Source organism: Hyphomicrobium sp. LHD-15, from assembly GCF_031157355.1.
Lineage (GTDB): Bacteria > Pseudomonadota > Alphaproteobacteria > Rhizobiales > Hyphomicrobiaceae > Hyphomicrobium_C.
Genome location: NZ_JAVIFT010000007.1, coordinates 112,942 through 132,703 on the forward strand (window position 1 = coordinate 112,942; position 19,762 = coordinate 132,703).

Annotated in this window: 9 protein-coding genes; 3 read left to right on the forward strand and 6 right to left on the reverse strand. The window is 57.2% G+C overall.

What is annotated here, in order from left to right:
- Positions 1-828 precede the first annotated feature (828 nt).
- Both RCO24_RS17790 and RCO24_RS17795 read left to right on the forward strand, forming a co-directional pair.
- Positions 829-7,272, forward strand: coding sequence for a hypothetical protein (locus tag RCO24_RS17790; RefSeq protein ID WP_308964018.1), 6,444 nt, complete (start codon positions 829-831; stop codon positions 7,270-7,272).
- Positions 7,273-7,289: 17 nt separating this feature from the next.
- Positions 7,290-12,311 carry a hypothetical protein gene (locus tag RCO24_RS17795; protein WP_308964019.1) on the forward strand — a complete coding sequence of 1,674 codons (5,022 nt, stop codon included), beginning with the start codon at positions 7,290-7,292 and terminating at the stop codon, positions 12,309-12,311.
- Here RCO24_RS17795 and RCO24_RS17800 read toward each other — a convergent pair.
- Together RCO24_RS17800 and RCO24_RS17805 are read right to left on the reverse strand one after the other, a co-directional pair.
- Entirely contained in the window at positions 12,292-13,368 is a 1,077-nt protein-coding gene (locus RCO24_RS17800; RefSeq protein WP_308964020.1) for a hypothetical protein, read from the reverse strand. The genes RCO24_RS17795 and RCO24_RS17800 overlap by 20 nt on opposite strands.
- A gap of 117 nt (positions 13,369-13,485) precedes the next feature.
- Entirely contained in the window at positions 13,486-14,181 is a 696-nt protein-coding gene (locus tag RCO24_RS17805; RefSeq protein WP_308964022.1) for a hypothetical protein, read from the reverse strand.
- Positions 14,182-15,175: 994 nt separating this feature from the next.
- Between RCO24_RS17805 and RCO24_RS17810 the strand changes: the two genes are divergently transcribed.
- Complete coding sequence (locus tag RCO24_RS17810) at positions 15,176-15,631, forward strand: helix-turn-helix transcriptional regulator (RefSeq protein WP_308964023.1); 456 nt, start codon at positions 15,176-15,178, stop codon at positions 15,629-15,631.
- Here RCO24_RS17810 and RCO24_RS17815 read toward each other — a convergent pair.
- From RCO24_RS17815 to RCO24_RS17830, 4 genes are all read right to left on the reverse strand, one after another.
- Positions 15,628-15,864, reverse strand: coding sequence for a hypothetical protein (locus RCO24_RS17815; RefSeq protein ID WP_308964024.1), 237 nt, complete (start codon positions 15,862-15,864; stop codon positions 15,628-15,630). The two genes, RCO24_RS17810 and RCO24_RS17815, sit on opposite strands and share 4 nt — an antisense overlap.
- Positions 15,854-17,482 carry an AMP-binding protein gene (locus RCO24_RS17820; protein ID WP_308964025.1) on the reverse strand — a complete coding sequence of 543 codons (1,629 nt, stop codon included), beginning with the start codon at positions 17,480-17,482 and terminating at the stop codon, positions 15,854-15,856. The genes RCO24_RS17815 and RCO24_RS17820 overlap by 11 nt, the downstream gene beginning before the upstream one ends.
- 5 nt (positions 17,483-17,487) lie before the next feature.
- Positions 17,488-18,120 (reverse strand): acyl-homoserine-lactone synthase, encoded by a 633-nt coding sequence (locus RCO24_RS17825; RefSeq protein WP_308964027.1) that lies wholly within the window; start codon positions 18,118-18,120, stop codon positions 17,488-17,490.
- 124 nt (positions 18,121-18,244) lie between these two features.
- The gene (locus RCO24_RS17830) at positions 18,245-18,985 is read right to left on the reverse strand and encodes a LuxR family transcriptional regulator (RefSeq protein WP_308964029.1); all 741 of its coding nucleotides are present in this window, start codon (positions 18,983-18,985) and stop codon (positions 18,245-18,247) included.
- Between the last annotated feature and the right edge of the window lie 777 nt (positions 18,986-19,762).

The following is a 19,762-nucleotide window of genomic DNA, read 5'->3' on the forward strand; positions in this document are numbered from 1 at the left end:
TGTGGCAGAGGGCGTCCCGATAGAGCGTTGGCCGACACGGTGGCATCGCCGTCAAACGGTCACCCGTGTTGGGAGACCTAGAAAGGCCATCGCGGCCGATGCTCGAGCGGGGGCAGTGCAAGATGCCTCATCTTAATCAGGCACAACATGGCCACATATGTGGCGACGCGGACCGAGGCGAATGTCGACCCTGGTGAGGATGGCGTCGATGTAGCCATTGGCTTCAGCATTCCGCCGCTCTTGCTGAGGTTACAGACCGCTTAGTCCAGGACAAGCGATTGAGGGAATGTCGGGTATGTCGGGTATGTCGAAGGGCGCATACACCGAACAGCCTCCATCGTCATAGATGATCGTGGAGCCAGGCCGGTTGGCTAATGCTGGTGCTGCATGGAGCACTAAAACCGCAAGGGCAGTTGTTCGAACACGATAATGGATGTCGTCACGCATGCTCTCCTCAGAACCGAGCACGACGCATCGTGCAATGACAGTATGCCAATGCCGCGGCGCTGAACATCTCTCACGAGGATTGATAGGACGACCATCTGAGGCCGACGTGTATGCACGGACTCGGTTGCGGAGTTGAGCGCAAACACAAGCGGGCCGAGCTATCGCACATCCGTAGAACGGACTTCGAAATTGAGAAACTCAGATGCTTAAGGTGACGCTTCCCGAGGCATAAAAAAAGATAATCACGCCGACGTCAAGCGAATGCATTCTGCACTCTTGCTCTTGGGCATGGATGATATACCGTACGATGATTAAATAGATTGCGCAAAGCCGTCATTGCGATGTGGCGTTGTTTTTATGATTGATTAGAGGATTTATCAGATGGATGTCCTCCTCGCAGCAGAGTTCAAACTCGACAAGGATAGTGCACCAAAGGGGACCAAGCCTGGCGAAACGGCAATGCTGGTTGTGTGCTTCGACCGCAATCAGAAACTGAACCGCAAGTCGCAGTTCGACGTGAAAATTTATCGTAGCTCTGAATTCACGCTCAACGGGCCCCACCCCATCGATTCACCGAAAGGATACGAGCCACCAAAAGCGCCGCCGAACACCCGGAGAGAATTGCTCGCGAGGCGCGTCAGTCGCGTCTATTTCTACGACAAGAGATCATCGAAGTTGCCCGTGCTGCGTCTAGACTGCGACGAGGGATCCTCAACTATTGAGGTTTCCCCGCTGAACAGACGTGAAAATGGAGAAGCTGCCAGGGTCCATCATGACGAGGATCCTCAGCTAGACGCAACACTCAGGGCAGTGGGGTTGAAGCTTGGATGCATCTGCCCCGTCGCACCCGAGCGAATGTTGCCGAGGCGTCGGGTGATCCATGTAAATGGGTTTCTGGCGGCGCGGTTGCAGCGTAAGGCGGACAATACGGCCAGAATCGTATGGGCCGATCTATTTAAAAAGATAAGAGAGGCTGACGATTACGACGATGAGTTCGAGAAGAACTCAGAGCCTGACGACGAAGATGAGATCACGTATAAGAATTTTGAGACACACGCGGGATATGCGAACAAAGAAAAGACACTGTCAGAATCTGTTGGGTTAGCACTTTCATATGTCTCAACGGTATCGGCTAGCAGCTTTCCGCCGGCTATTCGCAAGATTGTAAGAGCTGAAAATATAAAGATAATTCCTAGTCTTCAAAAGGGGCCGCTGGCGACGGCCCATTTGGGCTGGAAGGTGGACGCAGTCGCCACTTACGAGCTTCAGTTCAAGTTCGAATTTTGGCACGCGCAGGATAGCAAACTCTCTGCCGACGCGCCCCTCGATGTGGTGTTGCCCGGCCAGAAGATCATAGGTTTGGTGCGGCAGCCTCCGTTCTGGTGCTGCGAGCGGCGCATCGCGGGAAATCCTTTAAGGTATATTTTCGCCCTTGAATTCTCGAATACCGAAAATTTCGCTCTCATCTGGAACCATCAAGCGTATCCCTACTACGACTCCATTGCGACGGCCAGGCGGGATCGTCCCCTTTCAATGTTCCCGGTGCTGGCAGCAAAAACCGCGGCCCCCGCCTCGCTCATATTCAGCCTTGGGGAACACAGACAGAAGGGTGAACCTCTCGTCTACAGGCTGACCCTGCGGCGACTTCAGTTGGGAACTCTGCATGACGCTGTTCTAGGCGGAGACAAGAAATTAGAGGGCAAAGCAAAGCTGCCGTTCTTCGTTGGCTCGCGAGGCAGCGAGCCAATGGAATTTGCGTTTGAGATCAAATCCGAGTGCGGGCCTGATAAGCTTAGGAAGTTCGTGGATTTGGACTGCGTCGGGGAGAATTGTTCCAGCGATACGGACGCGTTTATAGACGTCAAGTTCGATCAATCTGTCGTTGGCGATGAGCCGCGGGTACGATCGTTCCGGTTGGGCAGTCATGAGGTCACGCTTGCGTCAAAGAGAGACGCGCACGGCAACGACGACGTATCGTATCTTCGCTTGCGATTTGCGGACGAGCTTTGCGCACAGAGCGACAAGGTCGAAGAGGTTCGCCGCCTCTGCGAGATCGTAAAGGTCGACATGAAATACGACCTGTCGGTTGACAGTTTTTCGCCCGCAACGCAGGACCCGCATCCGCACGACGTCGAGGGCTTGAATGCGCCGTTGGTGATCGATCTCGGAGCCGAGGCAGCCTCGGATATCGGAGGCGGCGGTTTCGACATAAAGCCCACCTTGCGGGTCGAGGAGTCGGCGGGCCGCGATCTTCGAGAAGGCCTGCAGGCGCGCGCGGATCGTAAACAGAAGGTCTCCCTTTCGCTCAAGTCCGCCAGCAAACCGCTGCCGGCTCGAAAATTGATAGTCATCGATCCGGCACCATTCTTTGTCGCCAAGATCGTGACGCCGGCGCTGATCCCTACCGCTGAGGGGCGCGAGCTTGCCCGGTGGGATAGTGACGGCAGCGATGGCCCTTACTGGCGGATCATGGCCGAGCGCGGCGGCTACAAGCTGCTGATGCCGCCGCAGGCCATCGGCGAGACGGCGCTTAAGCGCTTCAACCCCGCCGACAAGCACCACCCCGCTCAGAACGAGCCGGACGGCAAGGATGTCTATGCCGATTTCCGCTTCTCTCCGAATGCCGAGCTGACGCTGTTTACGAGCCTGCGCGAGGATTTGAACGGCATCGTGGAGCCGCCCTTCAATACCCGTCGCCTCTTCGGTCATGCCGGGCAGCGGTCGCCCGGTGCTCCCCTGAAGCAAGCGATATTCGAGCTGCTTTACGGTATGACGACCGCGGTGACGGCGAACTCGGACCGCCTGATCACCGAGCTGACCGCGGACCTCGGTTTTCTCCCACCTTTGCTCATCGAGGACAAGCCGGAGTGGTCCAAAGAGCTCTCCGCGCGGGCCCTCGATCCGACGGAGACGACTGATGATGTGTCGACAGAAGCGCAAGCGAGCGAGTTCGGCTCTTTTCGCGCGGTGTCGGAGGATGTGAACCGGGCGCTGCGTCGACGTCTTGCTATATTGGCAATCAACGACAAGATCACCGGGGTCACTAAACCGTTTACGCAGGGCGTGGACTTCACGCTTCGCCGCAACGCGCAGATCTTGGCGCCGGTCAAGCTGAAGAAGCCGACGGCGGCACCTTACGACGATAAGGACGGTCGCGGCGGGGTTGAGCCGGAACTGCTGCTCGACGGCGGAGCGGACTGGGGTTTCGAGTCGACCGAGATTTATGAGGAAGTCTGGCGCAATCCCAGGTCGTCATCGGGCGAAGCGGGGCGGTTGCATCTGTCCGCACTTGGCGGTTGGGGCGACCAGCGCGCCCGCTTCGCCAATGACAAGTCGGCGATAATTAACCGGGCCACGCACGGGCGAACGCACTTCTATTCGATCGAGCGAATCGGACGAATAGGGGTGTTCTGGAACCGCGCCAAGCACGTCATCGTCTACGAGCGCGCCACGCTTCCATCGCAGCAGTTTGACAAAGAGCAACCCAGGCACGAGGGGCGCCCGTTTCTCAGAAAGGTAAAGGAGTACGTTGAGATCCTACAACCCGAGCGCCGGTTTCCGGAAGATGGTGCGGAATCCGTGCGGCGAGGCTGCATCGAGGGCATCGTATTCCGCAGTACCCTCATCCCTGTGAACTCCCGATGGGGCGAGGACATTCCGGATAAGGGTTGGAAAGTTCCTCTGTGGAGTCCCGCGGACGATCAGAATGTCTACCCGAAGCCACAGGTCGAGTTGAGAGTCTCGACGGATCCGGTAGTGCAGAATCCGCACTACATCGCAATCCAACAGCCGCAAACACTTGTCTTCTTCACATCGACGATCGACGCCGACGGCGCCGATACTGACAGCTGGGCGACAGTTGCGAATGTCGATTATGTTGCTTGTCCGCTGCCCGAGCCACCCGCCATCAATACTCACGATCCCGACAACGCCGATGGCACGCTTGCCTCTGACCAGCGGGTTACGCCTGGTTTCGAGCCGGTTACATTTATTCTCGACCGGCAACCTGGAAAGATGGCCAATCTGAGCGCGGAGCGTGACGAGAAGAACGCGGTGTCGGCTATCCTCGACTCGGTGACTCTCATGCGGCGCGTGCCGCGAAACGAGTTCGCGCCGGCAGCGGAACTCGCCGAGATTCAACGTCTGCGCGCCTTGAGCGATACCTCCCGCGATTTTCTTTTCAAGATGAGGCCACCGGACGACAAGCTGACCACGTCGTACGAAGCGGTCAAGAAAGAATTCGCAAAGCTGGATACCAGGCAGCTGACGGAGCGGCTGAACAAGCCGCTTTCGGATGAATGGGCGAACAAGCTCAAGGAGGTATGCCTCAACGAGCTCGAAGGCGCGCGCGTCCGAATCGAGCGCCAGATCGAAGCCTCTACGTCTGAAGCTGCCGATAGAATAAAGTCTACAATCCTCGCTGCCTTCGAAGCTAAGCGGCCGTTTGAAGAGATCCGTGAAAAAACGCTGAACTCTTTGCATGCCTTGGAGAAACAAATCTCAACGGCCATCGATGACGTGTCGACGCCGATCGGCCGTCTGGATGATGTGTTGGAGAAGCTGCCGAGTTTTGACGCGCTTACGGACGTCCTCACCGCCGAGCTGTCGCGTCTAAGGACCGAGGTTGAGGCTCTCACGGATCCGGACGCAATCGACGCTGCAGTGGACCGCAAGCAGGCCGAACTGCTCGCGGCGCTGGACCGCCACATCGCGCCGTTCCTGGATCGTGTCTCTCAGGTGGTTCCGGCCGTCGGGAAGCTTGTCGAGCAAGACGTTGCGGCGCTACGCGGCAGATTTATTGCTGAGCTCGCATTGCCGCTCCGCGCTGCACGCGTCGCCTATCGCTCCGCGTGGCAGGAGCTTTCAAAAAAAACAAAAGCCGATTACGCGCTATTTTTGAAGGAGATTGCCAACGAGCGGGACACACTCGTCAAGAGTATCGGGAAGCTGGGCACCCTGACGTCGACAGAGTTGCCGGCTGTCAAGAGGATCGCGGCCCTTCTGAAAGAAGGCAGGGGCAAGATTCCGGGCAGAACATCGATCGGGCTATCTCTGGAGGTTGATCTTCAGAAGGCCTATGAGGAAGCGGATGCGAACGTGGCTGCATTTGCGTCGCAACTTGAGCGTCTCGTCAAGTTGGAGCTTCCGAAACGGGTGAGGGACGGCATCAATGGCGCCACAGCCGAGATCCGTGACCAACTCAAGTTGGCAATTGAAGGGGACGCTTTCAAGTCCTTCATCGAAACCGTAGACGCCGCAGCGGCCAAAACGCTTGCCTCAAAGCTGGCGAATTCGGCGGCGGATGTGGATCTTTTTAAATTGCTGTTCGGGAAGGAGGGTGAAGAGGGACTTGCGGCTAGGATTGCGGAGTTCGAGACGGGGCTCCGCAGATTGGAGGCAGACGTCGTAGAAACTGTGAAAACGAAACTTGATAATGCTCCACAATTCCTCACGAGCGACGCGGCCATCAGGCTTGTGCGTGCCTTTGGCGACGCGCCGATCGTCCCGCAAATGGACTTCAACCGCAAGCAGATCGGCTATTACTTCAAGGAGTTTGAAAAGCAGGTTGGGACCACGCCGGTCGCAGCGCTCGTCGATCGGGTCGGGGGCGAACTCAAGGGCATCGGACTCCGGGTCCCGATGGGCGCAATAACAGGACGATTGCTGCCGCAGTTTGAGAACTTCAAGCTCGCAGACCTGTTCCCCGACATAGCGGGTCTGAAACTATCAAATCTCTTCCCATCCCTCGGCGTTCCGGCGTCGGCAGCCGACCAGGTGATCGTCAAACACGGTCTCGACAAGGAGACGCGACGTGCGTGGCTAGATGCGGAAGTGCGGCCGATCACCATCGACGGCAGCGCGGCATTGTTCTCGTTAGCCGGTCTGGCCGTGACACTGAAAGACGGAAAGTTCTCCGGCAAGGCGCGTATCGAGACTGATGAAGCAGGCAAAGTCGAGCGCGACTCCAGCGGCAGAGTGGATGGCTCCTGGCAGCTTGCGTTCGGCGGCAAGGAGATCGTCACCTTCAGGAATACGCCGCTTTCTTTCGATAAGGCTGGCCGTATGGATTTCGGGTTGCGCCCCGAAAATATAGTGCTCTCGCCAGAGCTCTCGTTCCTCGATCAGTTCATGAGCAATGCTAAGGGGCTGGGCGCACAGGGCGGCATCACCGTGGGCGTGATGCAGGAGGGCGCACTACCCGTAGGTGTCGAGTGCGTGATGGACTTGCCGGTTCCGCCGCTCCAGGCAGGGACATTCGGTGTCACCGGGCTCCGTCTCATCACTGGAATGCAGTTGCGCGCCTATCCCGAATTCTCCATCACGACTCATGCCGCGCTCGGCGCATCTTCGAACCCGTTCACGATCACGATCTTCATTCTCGGTGGGTCCGGTTGGGTTCAAGTGTGGGGCCGCTATTTGCCCTCAACGGGTGCTCTTACCGCGAGCGCTTCGATCGCCATTGGTGCGTCCGCCACGCTCGGGTTCAGCTTCGGGCCGATAAACGGCATCGTTCAGCTCTTCGTCGGTATCAAGGGAACGATGGAGACGGCATCGGGTGGTCCGAGCGTGCTCGCCGTATCCGTCATCATGATCGCGCGCGGGCAGGTGGATGTCGCGGGCCTCATAAGCGCGGCACTGATGCTCATGCTCGAGGTCAGGATGACGGAGTCGTCGGTAACCGGACACGGGACAGCTTTGTTCTCGATCCGCATGGGGCCGTTCTACACGTGGCGTATCGCCCAGAGCGTCACCTATCAGTTAGTCGGTAGCGGACGTCAGGCAGACAACGGTGCCGCGCAAGAACACGCAAATTCCCTTGCTTAGTTTTGAGTAATAGGATCATGAAATTTCATATCAATATGGCGGTCACGCGCCTCCCTGACCTTTATGGTCAGCCGTTGACGGCAATTATGCTTTCACCTCTTTTTCTCGATGACATCAAAGGCATCGACGAGACAGCGATTAAGCCGCTCGCAAAGCCATGGTTTTGGGAGAAGCTCGACGGAACCGCAGGACTTGAGTTTCGGACACTCATCGGTCGCACGCTCAAGCCGCTCGACCTTGCCATGCCCGAGAGCGATCAGGAGGCCATACGAGAGAAGATCGACAAAATTTACGACGCGCTGTACTTCTCAGACCTTGACGCGCAGCCGATCGAACGGCCGATCTTTCTGGCGAAAGTGCCAGAGACTGGTCCCGAACCGGGACAAAGCGCACCCGTCGTCTGGGCGCACGCGTTGGAGAGCCTGGCGCGGCAACCGGGCCAAGTGGGTCGTATTCTGCGCGTCACTCATTTCTTGAAGTATGGGGGGAGCTTGAGGCTTATAAAGCCGCCGGCGTTTCAGGTCAAAACGACTAAAGGCACCCTCGGCCTCACTCCCAAACGCTTCAAGGTATTGGACAAGAACAGCGTGTCCTACGACTACGAGCACGTCGCCTCGGAGGATTTCCCAGAGTTGGCCGAAGGCGTGACATTCTCCGCCACGATCTGCTTCGACCGATTTCAGGGCAGCTTATCGGCAGACGAAGACGATCCTGAAATCGATCCTAAAACACTTTGGGTGTCGTTCCCGAGTTCAGGACGATCGTGGACGGGCGACGATTGGTTCGCCGCATTACCGATCCGGCTGGTTGAAGCGATGGACCTCGTGGATCACCTGGACGTCGCGCTCGGCGTATGGTCCGCCGGGGCCTCAAGAGATGCCGAAGTCCAGCGCGAGGAAGCGAAGCTGGTGAAGCGTTTGTTCGCGTTCTGCGTGGGCTTCGGTGCCGGCACCGGACGTGGGCAAGAGCGCGAGCCGGAGTGGACCGCGGACCTTATATTGAGGGCAATCGCGGAAGATGCGCGGGCGAAACACGATGTCAACCTCGACAAGGTCTTGAAACTCCTGGCGGGGAATCTGAAGGATGCTGCTGCGGACGACTCCTACGATGCTAGGTTGGAGGCAACGGATTTCGATGCGGAGTTTGCCACGCTCAGAAAAATTGCCGCCAGCGTCGCGGCCGCCGAGGGCAGCGAAATTCAATGGCGGCAGGCCGAAAAAATTCTCGATATCCCAAATGGCGAGGGAAACGGTCCGACGCGGCAAAGCCTCGCCGACGTTTTACGCACGATGGGGGTACTCTTGCGCAGCCAGCGTGGCGCCGCAGGGCTCCTGTTGCAGGCGTGGGGCACGGAGATTGCTGCCGCTGTACATGATGGCGCCGACCAGCCTGAGGAGTTCGCAAAGCGCGAAACTGAGCTCAAGGACAGAATCTCAGCGGCAGTCGCCAGGATAGCTCTGCGGCAGCGCCTGACGATCGACCGGATCAGGCCTCTACTCGAACGCAACGACGCTGAAGCGACCGAGGCGGTGAAGAAAGTTGCCAAGAATGCATTGAAGGAAGTGCGGAAAAATTTTGATCTGCCGCTTTCCTCCGTGGCAGTACTTCAGGAGCGGGCGATGGTGTTCGTTCTCAAACGATTTGCCGGCGCAATGTCTGGAACTGACGCTGGGGCAGCGGCCGAGAACGAGATCCTGGGCGGCTTCTCCGACAGCCTCGCGGCGCGTGTCGCGAGCATCGGCACAGAATCCAAGGCTTCCTTAGCGGATATCGACCTCGGCGCCATAGATCCTGTGACGGTTCCCCAGCCGCTGACCTTCGTTGTAGGCAACCTGGCCGACACGGGAAGTGCAGCAGCCACGAGCCCTGAGCCGTTCAAGCCGGAGAATGCGCTGTCGCGCTTCGTAGGGATTGGCGTACTCGTGCGCATCATGACGTCGGCCGGCGCGGTCAATAGTCCGTGGTACTGCCCGACGCTCGGCGCATTTCGGGCTATAGGCGAGAGCGATAAGCCAGGAGACCTCATCACGACTGGGCATGCACCTTGGCGCGTTGTGTCTCAGAACGGGCTCGAGGGATGGGTCGTGACCTATTCCGGGCTTCCGATAACAGCAATTCCCGTAGTCGCAGATCTGAACGCCAAGCATAGCCTGCAGTCCAACAGTCAAAAGCTGGCGAAGCCGACACATGCTGTCTTTCAGATCAGGAAGGCCGACAGCGGTGCGTCCAGCCGGTGGTGGAAGATTCCCGCTCTCGGCTATGGCCGAACCTATGAGTTTGCCTTCTTCGGTCAAACAAACGCTGGCGCTCTTCCCGCTGAGCTGACGGACGGGGTCGATTGCGGACGTTTTCGGCTCCCCGATACGGTCCCAAGCGCCATCGAAGGACGTGCCACGCGGATCAAGCTTCGTTATCTTCGACGAACGCCTGTTGGTGCCCCGCGCCTTGTTCCGATCAAGAACGATGATGATCGCTTCGGACGTAAAGGCAGTGTGCTGGCAATCCCGCCGATCCCGCGCGCCGAACCATGGCCGGTTTTTCCTTTGGCTGAAGACCTGATCGGCCGCCCTGAGATGGTGGTGGATGATCCCATCCTCGATAGTGAGGCTGACCGATATGACGACACGTTCGGCCCTATCATTCTCCTTAGGCCGGCGGAAAATAAGGCTTGGAAGGAAGGTCAGTCCGAGTTCGAGTTCGGTGTCGTTCCGCCGGCAGTGTCCACCAATGACTTCGTCGTTTGGAGATCGGCCGACCTGCAGGTTCTTTCTGAGGGAGAGTCGGAAAGCTCAGCCTCTAAAGCCGCAAGGAATGAGATTGCATCCCTGCTTAGGGAATCGATCGAACCGTCAAAGGTCCAGGACGAATCGCCAGATGACCCGGCGGTCGAATTTTTTCGGCTTCAGGTCTGGAAGGTAAACAACCAGGTGGTGGGTCAAAGCGCCCTCGTTGTCGACAAGGAAATTAAGTTCCCACTGAAACCGCCCGTCAAGAACGAGATCAAGGATTGGCAGTCCCGGACGTATCCCATTGCCGTCAAGGTGGGGAAGAACCAGGACGTCAAGATGATTGACGGAACACCCGCAGGAGGCTCGACGATCTTCGTTTCCGAGGGGGGCCTCTACCGCATAGCCATCACCTCTATGGTCGATCGAAAATTTTTTGACGAACCAGAAAAAAACGGGAACGCGGCACGCTTCCGCACTCTCCCTCCGTTGTGGTTCGTAAAGCAGGCAGAGGGCGCGGGGCGGCAGTTGCGTAAGGATACGGATAAGCTGAAATACGGCGATCGCTACGCCGTGTCTGCGACGTACTTGACGGTTGAGGTGGCAACGCTCGGCGGGTTTGAGGTCGACAAGGTCGACAAGGAGGCGCAATTGAAGCGCCGTCGTGTGCTGTACGAGCAGATCGCTCCTCTCGAGACACAGCGTTCGCCTCTCGAGATTGGCTTGCGCAATAATTGGCCGAAGGACGATCGTATTTCCCCTTACGCAAAGCGCAGTCTCCTGCGTTGTCAGCTCTGGAGTTGGAGCGGACGCTCGTTCGGAGGGGACGTAACAGGCCGTCTCGAAAAGGCGTTCGTTGATGATGAAAGAAAAATGCCGCCTGGAAGCAGAAGGCAGGGGGCGTGGATTTGGCAGGACAAAGGCGATCAGTCCGATGCGTGGAAAGATATCGTAAGCGCGGACGGACAGCTCTTTGGCGACCGCACGGACACAGAAGCGCTGATCAGCACAGGGCTTCTGATGCCGCCAAAGGCCGACGTGGCTGCGGCGGCTTTGGCGATGCGGGAGGAGGCTGCGATGGACGCTGGTCTCGTGAGAGTCGGACCAACGCACCGCATCGATATGGATCTCGATCGCCGCGCGCAGTATTGGCGGTTCTCGGCCCGCATCGAGTCTCGCTACGCGGGCCTGCTAGCGGAGGAACTGCGCCCCAAAGCTCGGATCAACTCACCCTGGCGGCGACTGCTCCTCAAGGCACGCCCTCGTGATCGCATGCCGAAGCCTAGCGTCAGGTTCATCTTGCCGCTAACCCAGTCTATCGGGCCAGCGGAGAGGCCCGATGGCTCGCCAGCAACTCCGGAAGATCCCCGCAATTCTCTCCTCGTGATGCTCGACGAGGCTTGGGGCAGCCATGCGGGGCTGGCGGAAAAGCTGAACGTGCAGGTTGTCGCGTGGGAAGAAATGCCCGGCAGCAGCGCCCATCAGTTCGGTTTCGATCCCATCGTCAGCGCGAAGACAGCCGATCCCAGCATCGAGGTGTCGACGCGCTGGCCGTTCGGATTGACATTCGACGCCAACGTGAAACGGCCTCAGATTGCCGCCTCATGTTTCGAGCTGCGTATCCCGACTCCGATGACCAAAGGCACGGATGTTATGGCGCAAGTTCGCTTTCAGCGCGGACTGGTAGCGAGCATGGTAGATGCTGCTAATCAAGTCAGCACCTACGAATCAGAATGGACCCAGCCGGAATGGGTGATCTTCAATCGCGACGCCCGGTATTGGCGCGTCAAGAAAGGCGGCGAACCGATCCAGTGGCGCGATGCGCAAGAGCTGAATATTCGCGGATCAGAAGTCCTCTTGAACGCGCAACCCATCGCCATTCTGGCTGACGACCCGGAGCCGGACAGCAAGATGGTCCGGGACGTCTACCTGGTGATCACCGTGAAGATAAAGGAGGCGGACGGAACCGAAGGCGAGGTCTTTTACAACCTGAAGCGCATCACCAAGAATGGTTTCGAGGAGGTTGAGGCTGCTCATCCGTCGGCAATCAAGGTCGACGAAGAAACCGCGCGCTTCGTTGGACGCCTGTTGGAGATCGAAATTCACAAGAGCTGGAGGTCTCTCTATAGGGATATGGCGAAGCGCTACGACGAGAAAGTCGGTCAGAAGCCAAGCGCGAGAGACCATGAGCTTTGGATGCTGCTTTTCCCGTCAGACGACGGGGAGCATCACGACGCCATCGCCAGGATCAGGCGCGTCTCGCCACCTCTAGGTATTAAAGAACGGTCGGAGATCACGCGCGGGCAGGGGTGATTCCGTCGGCATTACGTAGCGCTTGTGCCAGATAGCCGCCGGATCCCCAGGGCAGGAGGCTGTTCGTATAAGGAACGAAGGTTCGATTTAAGCGGTGGTCACTCGTTGCAAGTCTCGCCGTGAGCTGACGCCAGCCCGCTCTATGATGCCGACCGAATGCGCTGTGGAACCCAAACGAAGCCCTTTGCATTCGTGACAGAGCCTCAAATTGCATTGCGAGCAGGGATTGGGAATAATGCGCAAGTTGTGGTTCAGAGCGCACGAGCGCAGCGGCCTCGGCCGAACGCTCGACCGCGTACGCAGCGGCAGCATTGAGAGTAAGCAGAATCTGCCGGGTGCGCGCGACTGTGTCCCTGTCGCTGATGGCGCCGCACGGCATTGCGAGCACCTGCGCCGGAAGCGAGTCCTCATCCGCCAAACGCATAGTGGCGAAGCGATGTCCACATATCTTGTTCTGCGCAACTTCCAGCGGTGTCGCGAGAATGGCGTCGGCCGCTCCCACCGCCAGCGCGATGTCCGGCTCAACCTGGCGCTCCACGATCGTCGCGGCGTCCCAGTGATAGGCGAGTTTTAACTCGCGCCAAAGCTGGACCTGCTGCAAATTAGTTGCCAAAAGCTTTCCGCTGCGGAAATCCGGCAACCATTGCGCGCCATCATCGGCCGTGCGCACCAGAATGAGATACTCACAGCCTCGCGCGAGCTCTGCAATCGAGACGACCGGCAAACCATCCCGGACCGCGCAAAGCAGAGCGCGAGCCGAGCAGCAAACCAATCCGTTTCCTCCCTCTGAGATCAGCCGCAATGCGGCCTTTGCCGAACCGGCCTCTTCTACAGGGACGCCCGTCCACTCTTGCTCGAAAAGTCGCCGTGCCAATCGTGCGGTTATCTGATCATGCCCCGCATTCAACTGGCCGGAAATCCATTTGAAAGGGCCGAGCTTAGATGCCACCTCGCCGACGTGCGCTGTGGCGCTGGACGAAATGAAAGCTGGTGACGTCAGCGAGGCACAAGTAAGTGACGCCGCGCCATGCAGGATGTCTCGCCTGGAGAGAAGCATATCCCGGCCTCGCCTTAACACAAAATGGCCAGTCCGCCGGCCAGTGCGTACTTAATTTCAAATCGTGATATTGGGCACTTCACACAGACTGAGTGGAACACCTGGCAGTCGTCTAACTCAAGGCAGCACCGGCTTAAGGGAGTCCCGCAACTCTTCAAATTTCTTTGCGACTTGTGGGAGCCCCTTCGCGATGGCGTAAATTCGCCCCTCTTCGGCAACCTGGATAACGTAATTTCGCGCCATCTCCCTGCCTTCGTCCAATGTCTCGAGGAGAAACACTCCGGCTATTTGAGCGCCGCGCGTTACGCCGACCTGAGTGTGGCAAACGACGAGTGTTTTGGCGGTTTCGATAAAGCCGGGACGTCCGAGAGCTAGGGCATCCCCGATATCAACAATTCGGGCGACGACCTTGATATCGCTATCGTTCAGCGAACAGAAGGATGGGGCGATTGTATAACATTTGTTATGGGACGCGATCGCATCCGCCTGTATTTTGGCGCAGTTGCACGGTTGAGAATTTTGAACGTAAGACTTCGCGATCTCGTCACGCAGACAGCGCAGCGTCTTGTCACGCCAAGATTGACCGGCGCCAGAGAAACGCATTTCGGCGGCGAAACGTTGGCAATATTTGAACCCGAACTGAACGACATATTTTGACGCCGTGGAATCGCATCTGCAGTTTTTCTCAATACATCCCGTATAGGCCGCGCAGGAGTTATCGTTCGGCGTGGAGCAGGCGGGTTGGGCGTTCGCGGCGGTCGATGCGACGCTTGCCGCAATCAAAGCTATTAAGCGGATGGCAGTCTTCCACATGTGTGCCCCCGGCAATAAAGTAGAAGGAAGCGGTAGAGCGCCAAGACGATTCAGACGCTTGTTCGGATTTGCAATTGGCGTTGGGAATTTTGCTGCCCACCGCTCAACGTTTTAGCAATCTATATTAAAATAAAACGCGGACATCGAGGTTCATTGTGGGCTTCGACGATAATATCAAAGCTAACTAATCGCTGCGGGTCAACAGGATTAGCTCGTCGATCAATCGGTGAGGGAGCCGTCGGCAGCTCGTTCCAGGTGGCCTACCCAAAGACATTGCGTGAGCCAAAAGCCGTTCCTGTGGTCTCTGCGAGATAGTTCACCGGATCATTCGTGAGGTGAGCATCTTAGCCGTCGCGATCGGCGTATTGTGGCTAAGCAGCGTACCATTCACGGGGCGCGTGCCGCCGCTCATAACGGCGAAGCCGGCGAACGAATGGCGCGGATCGAGGATTCACACATTCGGCGTGGTTTCGCGGCAGTGCCGAGCAATGCGCGCTGCTATCCCGGGTTACCGAGGTGAGTCTTGAGGGGGCTTCTTCCAAGAAGCCCCCCAAGTTAGGCACGTACCACCGCGCCAATGACAAGCCCCCAAAGCACGGCTGCCATTGCAATGAAGAACATGGTCGAAAACCACCGTGACCATCGGCTGCCTGATCGGCACCGCCGCCTGTTTTCTGCTCCAATCTGTTCCCAATGTCCCATAGCAATGCCTAGTGATCGACTTGCCGATGAAGGATCAATCCGTTGTCGAGGAGTGTCAAGCGGACGGCCGGCCTCGATTGCAACCAAGTGTCAATTTGGATACGCTCGCGTCGCGTTGGAATTTGCGACAAACGCTCGAGACCCATCGGGCTCGTCCCAAGTTAAGGTTGTGAAATTCGATACCGAAAGTTCAGCTTAGATCGACATCCAAGGTCGTGCGTTCTTCATGGTATGTTTTCCAAACCTCGATGGAGGATAGAATGCCGAGGTTAGACAAGGGGGGACTAAGTGAATGCGCAAGAAAAAAAACGATGCCACCCAGATCCAGCCTGAGGCGACCGAACTGCTCAAGCGGGCTCCCAATGAGATTGATGTTCTTGTGGGGCAACGCGTGCGAGTGCGGCGCATCATGAATGGCCTAAGTCAGCAGGGACTAGCCGAAAAGGTTGGCATCTCCTTCCAGCAGGTCCAGAAGTATGAAAATGGCCTCAATCGGATTAGCGCTAGCAAGCTCCATCAGATAGCGGAGGCGTTGAACGCCCCCGTTCATATCTTCTTTCAAACCGAAGACGAGTATCGGGTTGTTGAGGAAGAGGGCGTATTAGCCCTTCTTAGGGATCGAGATACCGTTTCAGTGTTGCGTGCGTTTTCTCAGATCAGAGATCGCAACTTGAGACGGGCCGTCCGCGACCATATCCGAAATATCGCCGCATGCGGAGAAGAGCTGGACGGTAAAGCGGCCGACTAGTTCATGCCGCCTCTGGCGGGCGGAAGAATGTCCTTGTCCTCGAGCTTGTATTGCGTTTTTAACGACTCTATGGCGCCCACCAACGTAGCCGCAATATCATCTCCGCCGAGTTCCAGCGCATCGTGTGTTGCGTAGATCAGCAAGCGAGCGAGTCCTTTTGCGCGAGTTTTGAGTGCGTCCTGGTCGTCGATGTTTAGAATAACAGCGTGCAGCTGCGATTGTTTATGCTGCATGTTGCGCCCTAAGTGCGAAACGTTTGAGCTTACCCGTCAATGTCTTGGGTAGACCTTTGACGAACACGACCTCCCGAGGCGCCTTGTAAGGCGCGATCACGGTCTTGACGTGATCGATCAGTGTTTCCGAAAGTCTATTAGTTTTCTTCATGCCGGTCCGCAGTATTATATACGCTTTGACGCTATGTCCTCTGTCCAGGCAGGGAACGCCCACCACCGCGCACTCCGCGACCGCCGGATGCTCGAGCAGCGCACTCTCCACCTCTGGAGCTGCAACTTTGTATCCTGAAGTGACGATCAGGTCGTCCATCCGGGACTGAAACCAGAAATAGCCATCGTCATCGCGAGAATAGGCATCGCCGGTGATGTTCCAGCCGTTTTTGACATAAACGTTTTGTCGGTCATCGCTGAGGTAACGGCACCCGGTGGGACCTTTGACCGCGAGCCACCCTACATCGCCAGACGGGACTTCGTTTCCTTGATCGTCAAGGATTGTCGCGAGATAGCCCGGAACGACCTTGCCGGTTGAACCAGGTCTGATCGCGTCCCCCGCAGCCGAAATGAAAACATGCAGCATTTCGGTCGAACCAATGCCATCAATGAGTTTCAACCCGGTCACTAAGAGAAATTCTTCGAACGTCGCTCGAGGGAGTGCTTCTCCGGCGGAGACGCATTTTCGCAACGATCGGATGTCGAAGTCGTTGATCGATTTGAGCATTGCCCGATAAGCTGTAGGCGCAGTGAAACATATGCTCGGCCGATAAGTCTCGATGGCCTGTAGGAGAGAGGCAGGACGGCCATCTTCGAGTAGGAGACTGCAAGCTCCTGCGCGCAGCGGAAACAGGAGGAGACCGCCAAGCCCATAGGTGAAGGCGAGAGAGGGCGAGCCGCAGAATAGATCGTCTGATGTGGGTTGGAGAATGTGTTCTGAGAAGGTGTCGCAGATAGCGAGCAAGTCCCGATGGGTGTGGATCGCCCCCTTGGGTTTGCCGGTGGTGCCTGACGTAAACGCAATCAGACACGGTGTATCGGAGCGCGAGCGATAGGCATCCGCAAAGCGAGTTTCGGTTGCCGCAAAGGCGTCGATATCTGCCGATCCCAGCTCAACCGGTCCAGAATAAACACGATAACTTGTGATCGAGCGAAGCGACCGACACTTGGAGCGACATGTCTCCAGCTCACCAAGGAGGTCGCCTTCGCAAATTGCGTGCGAAATCTCTGCTTTGTTGATGATCGTCACAAGTTCGTTTTTTCGCAGCAATGGCATCGTCGAGACTACGACGCCTCCAGCTCGAATGACTGCAAGGTGCAGGGCCGCTAGCATCGGACTGTTGCGCCCCCGAAGGAGGACGCGATTTCCAGGTATCACCCCAAGTCGATGTCGTAAGACCGCAGCATACCGGGACACGCGCACGAAAAGCTCGTCGTATGTCCATTTTGTGGATGGACTCATGAGCGCTGGGCGTGCGCCGTAGCCGCGCGCAATCCAATAATCGAGCAATTCCTCGACGACGTTTAAGCGGGGCGAATACGCGCGTCCCGGAACTTTGAGGAGATCGGGTTGTGAGTGCGCTTCTGGCATACGATCGCGAACAAAGCTGTCAAACCGTTTTGACATCGCCGTCACCCCGCAAGTTTGCGGTTGAAGTTGTGGGATAAGACCGGGGTGCGAATGCCGCGCAGTCGGCGCGTTTCGCGGAGGGCAAATTCAGAAACATCAACAGTTATCCCGACGACATCCATGCCCTGCCATTGAATGGGAAGTCCAAGCGGGCGCGGTGACCAACCGAGCCGCAAGAAGCGGGGGATCCAATAGGGCTCGGTTACGATGGAGAATTGCGATAGGTTGTGCTCGAGCCCAAATTCCTGGACACCGCACATGATCGTACAGGCGACATCGCTAGTCGCGTGCGGTTCGCGACGCTCTGGTACTACGTAAAATCTTGTCCACTCGTAGATATTGGGCGAACGGGGAACCGGATGTGTGCTCGCCAACTGCGGGAACACGTCGGCGAGCAGATGCGGCTTGAGGGAGGGTATAAGACGGGAGCCTCCGATCACACGCCCGTCGGTCTCATCGAGCATCAGAAGGTAGATTGCGTCGCTATTGTCGAACTGATCGACTTCTCGGCCGTCTGCGCGAGCGAGATCTTTCCAGCCTCGCTCATGTACGTAGATGCGATGCCGGATGCGAAAGCTATCGTCGACTTGGCTCTGATAGAGGTGTCGGTTCTCGCCCGTAATGATGTGCAACATGTCCCTGCCTCCGAAAGGAGTTCGGGGCAAGCACGCCACGTAAGGTCGTTCGCGGGAATCCTAAGAAATGGGGATTCCTACTACGGCTTGGATTGGCATATGAGGGAGGATAGTTTATTGATTTCTAAAGCAATATTTCTCTGCGGCGAATGCCACTGGCGACAGCCTGGGCGCGCGTCACGGCACGTAGCTTTCGACAGATATTCTGCATATGCGCGGTTGAGGTCGCCGCGGATATTTTCAGTATTTCACCGATCTCCCAGTCGGTTTTGCCGCGCGAGACCCATTTTAAAACCTCACGCTCCCGTGGCGTAAGGCGGTCGGCATCGTCTTCCGCCGCTCGGGTCCTCAGCCGCGCCCTGTGGCAGCGCGCGAGATCGTGGGCATAGATCGACATCAGATGCAGCGCTTCTCGCCCACGCGGCGGGATGTCGAGTTGACGACCACCCATGGTCACACAAGATTGTTCACCGGCGCTGCCAATCAGCGGAATGCTGAAGCCTTGGTTCAGCCCGCATTCACCCGCCTCGTTCATGACCTGTCTGGCTTGTGCCGTGAACTTAGTAGCGGCCACCTCACTCCAAAAGAACGGCCTCGTCGTTTCGCGAGTATGTCGTGCCATGGGATCGTGGCGATAGAAACCTTTCTCGATGTAGCGATCGAACCAGACTTGCGACCACCCATTCAAAATCATGAAATTCTCAAGACCAGAGTTCGGAGGAGGCATCTCAGTGATCAGGAAATTCGTAAAGCCGAATTTTGAAATTTCCTTTGCCAATAGCGGGTAAACCTCGCTCGCTTTCAAAGTCCCACTAAGCTGATCTATAAAATCAAAGGTTTCGATTTCGACCCGTGGTGTACGCATGCCCCACCCCGCTCAACCACATTCCCTCAAAAGAGTAACTTAGTCTCGAATCGACAACAAGTCCGCCCCTCGGCAAGGGCTCCCGCAGCTTGGCTCGATCGTTGACGGCCGGCATAGCGGCACGATGGCATAGTGTCTCTCGCGGATAGAAACGCCGCACAGCAACTTCGCCGAAAATGCTGAGTGGGTATCTCTGCTATCGATCGATGTTGAACAGTGAGTAGGCGTGATGTGCCGTTGATTTCCGCGTGTGTTCCGGTCGAGTTGAAATAAATGGGCTGCTGATTTACAACGGGTCGTGACGGTTGAGGTGAGCACTCCGGGCGATACTGAAGAGCGTCTATCATCGAAAGCTTTTCTTCGCTTTCGCTAGGGTGAAATTGGGCGCTGGTGGTGAACCTTCGTTGGCAATGCGGTGCAAAGCAGTCAAGTGAGTATTAGCACAATCGATGCTAGCCGTGTTTTTCCGCGATGTCCGGAATTTCTGCGTCGCAACTCGGGCTAGGTGATGTGTCCCAGAAGCGGCCATTGCCGCATTAGAAGTCGGCGCCCCCAAGCGCACGCCGACCAGGTCCACTGACAGGTACAATGCAGCCATCAGACGTCGATCTTCGAGATAACTTACCGTGCTCTTGATCTTTGAATCTCGGACGTCTCGAAACCTCGGGTCGAGTGAGGCGGCACTGGACTTGGCGTGCTGCCGGCCGTACGCGGCAGTGTGACCCGCACGCCCAAAGAAATCTCCGCGGATCGAAGTCGATGGATTCGAGGTTCGCC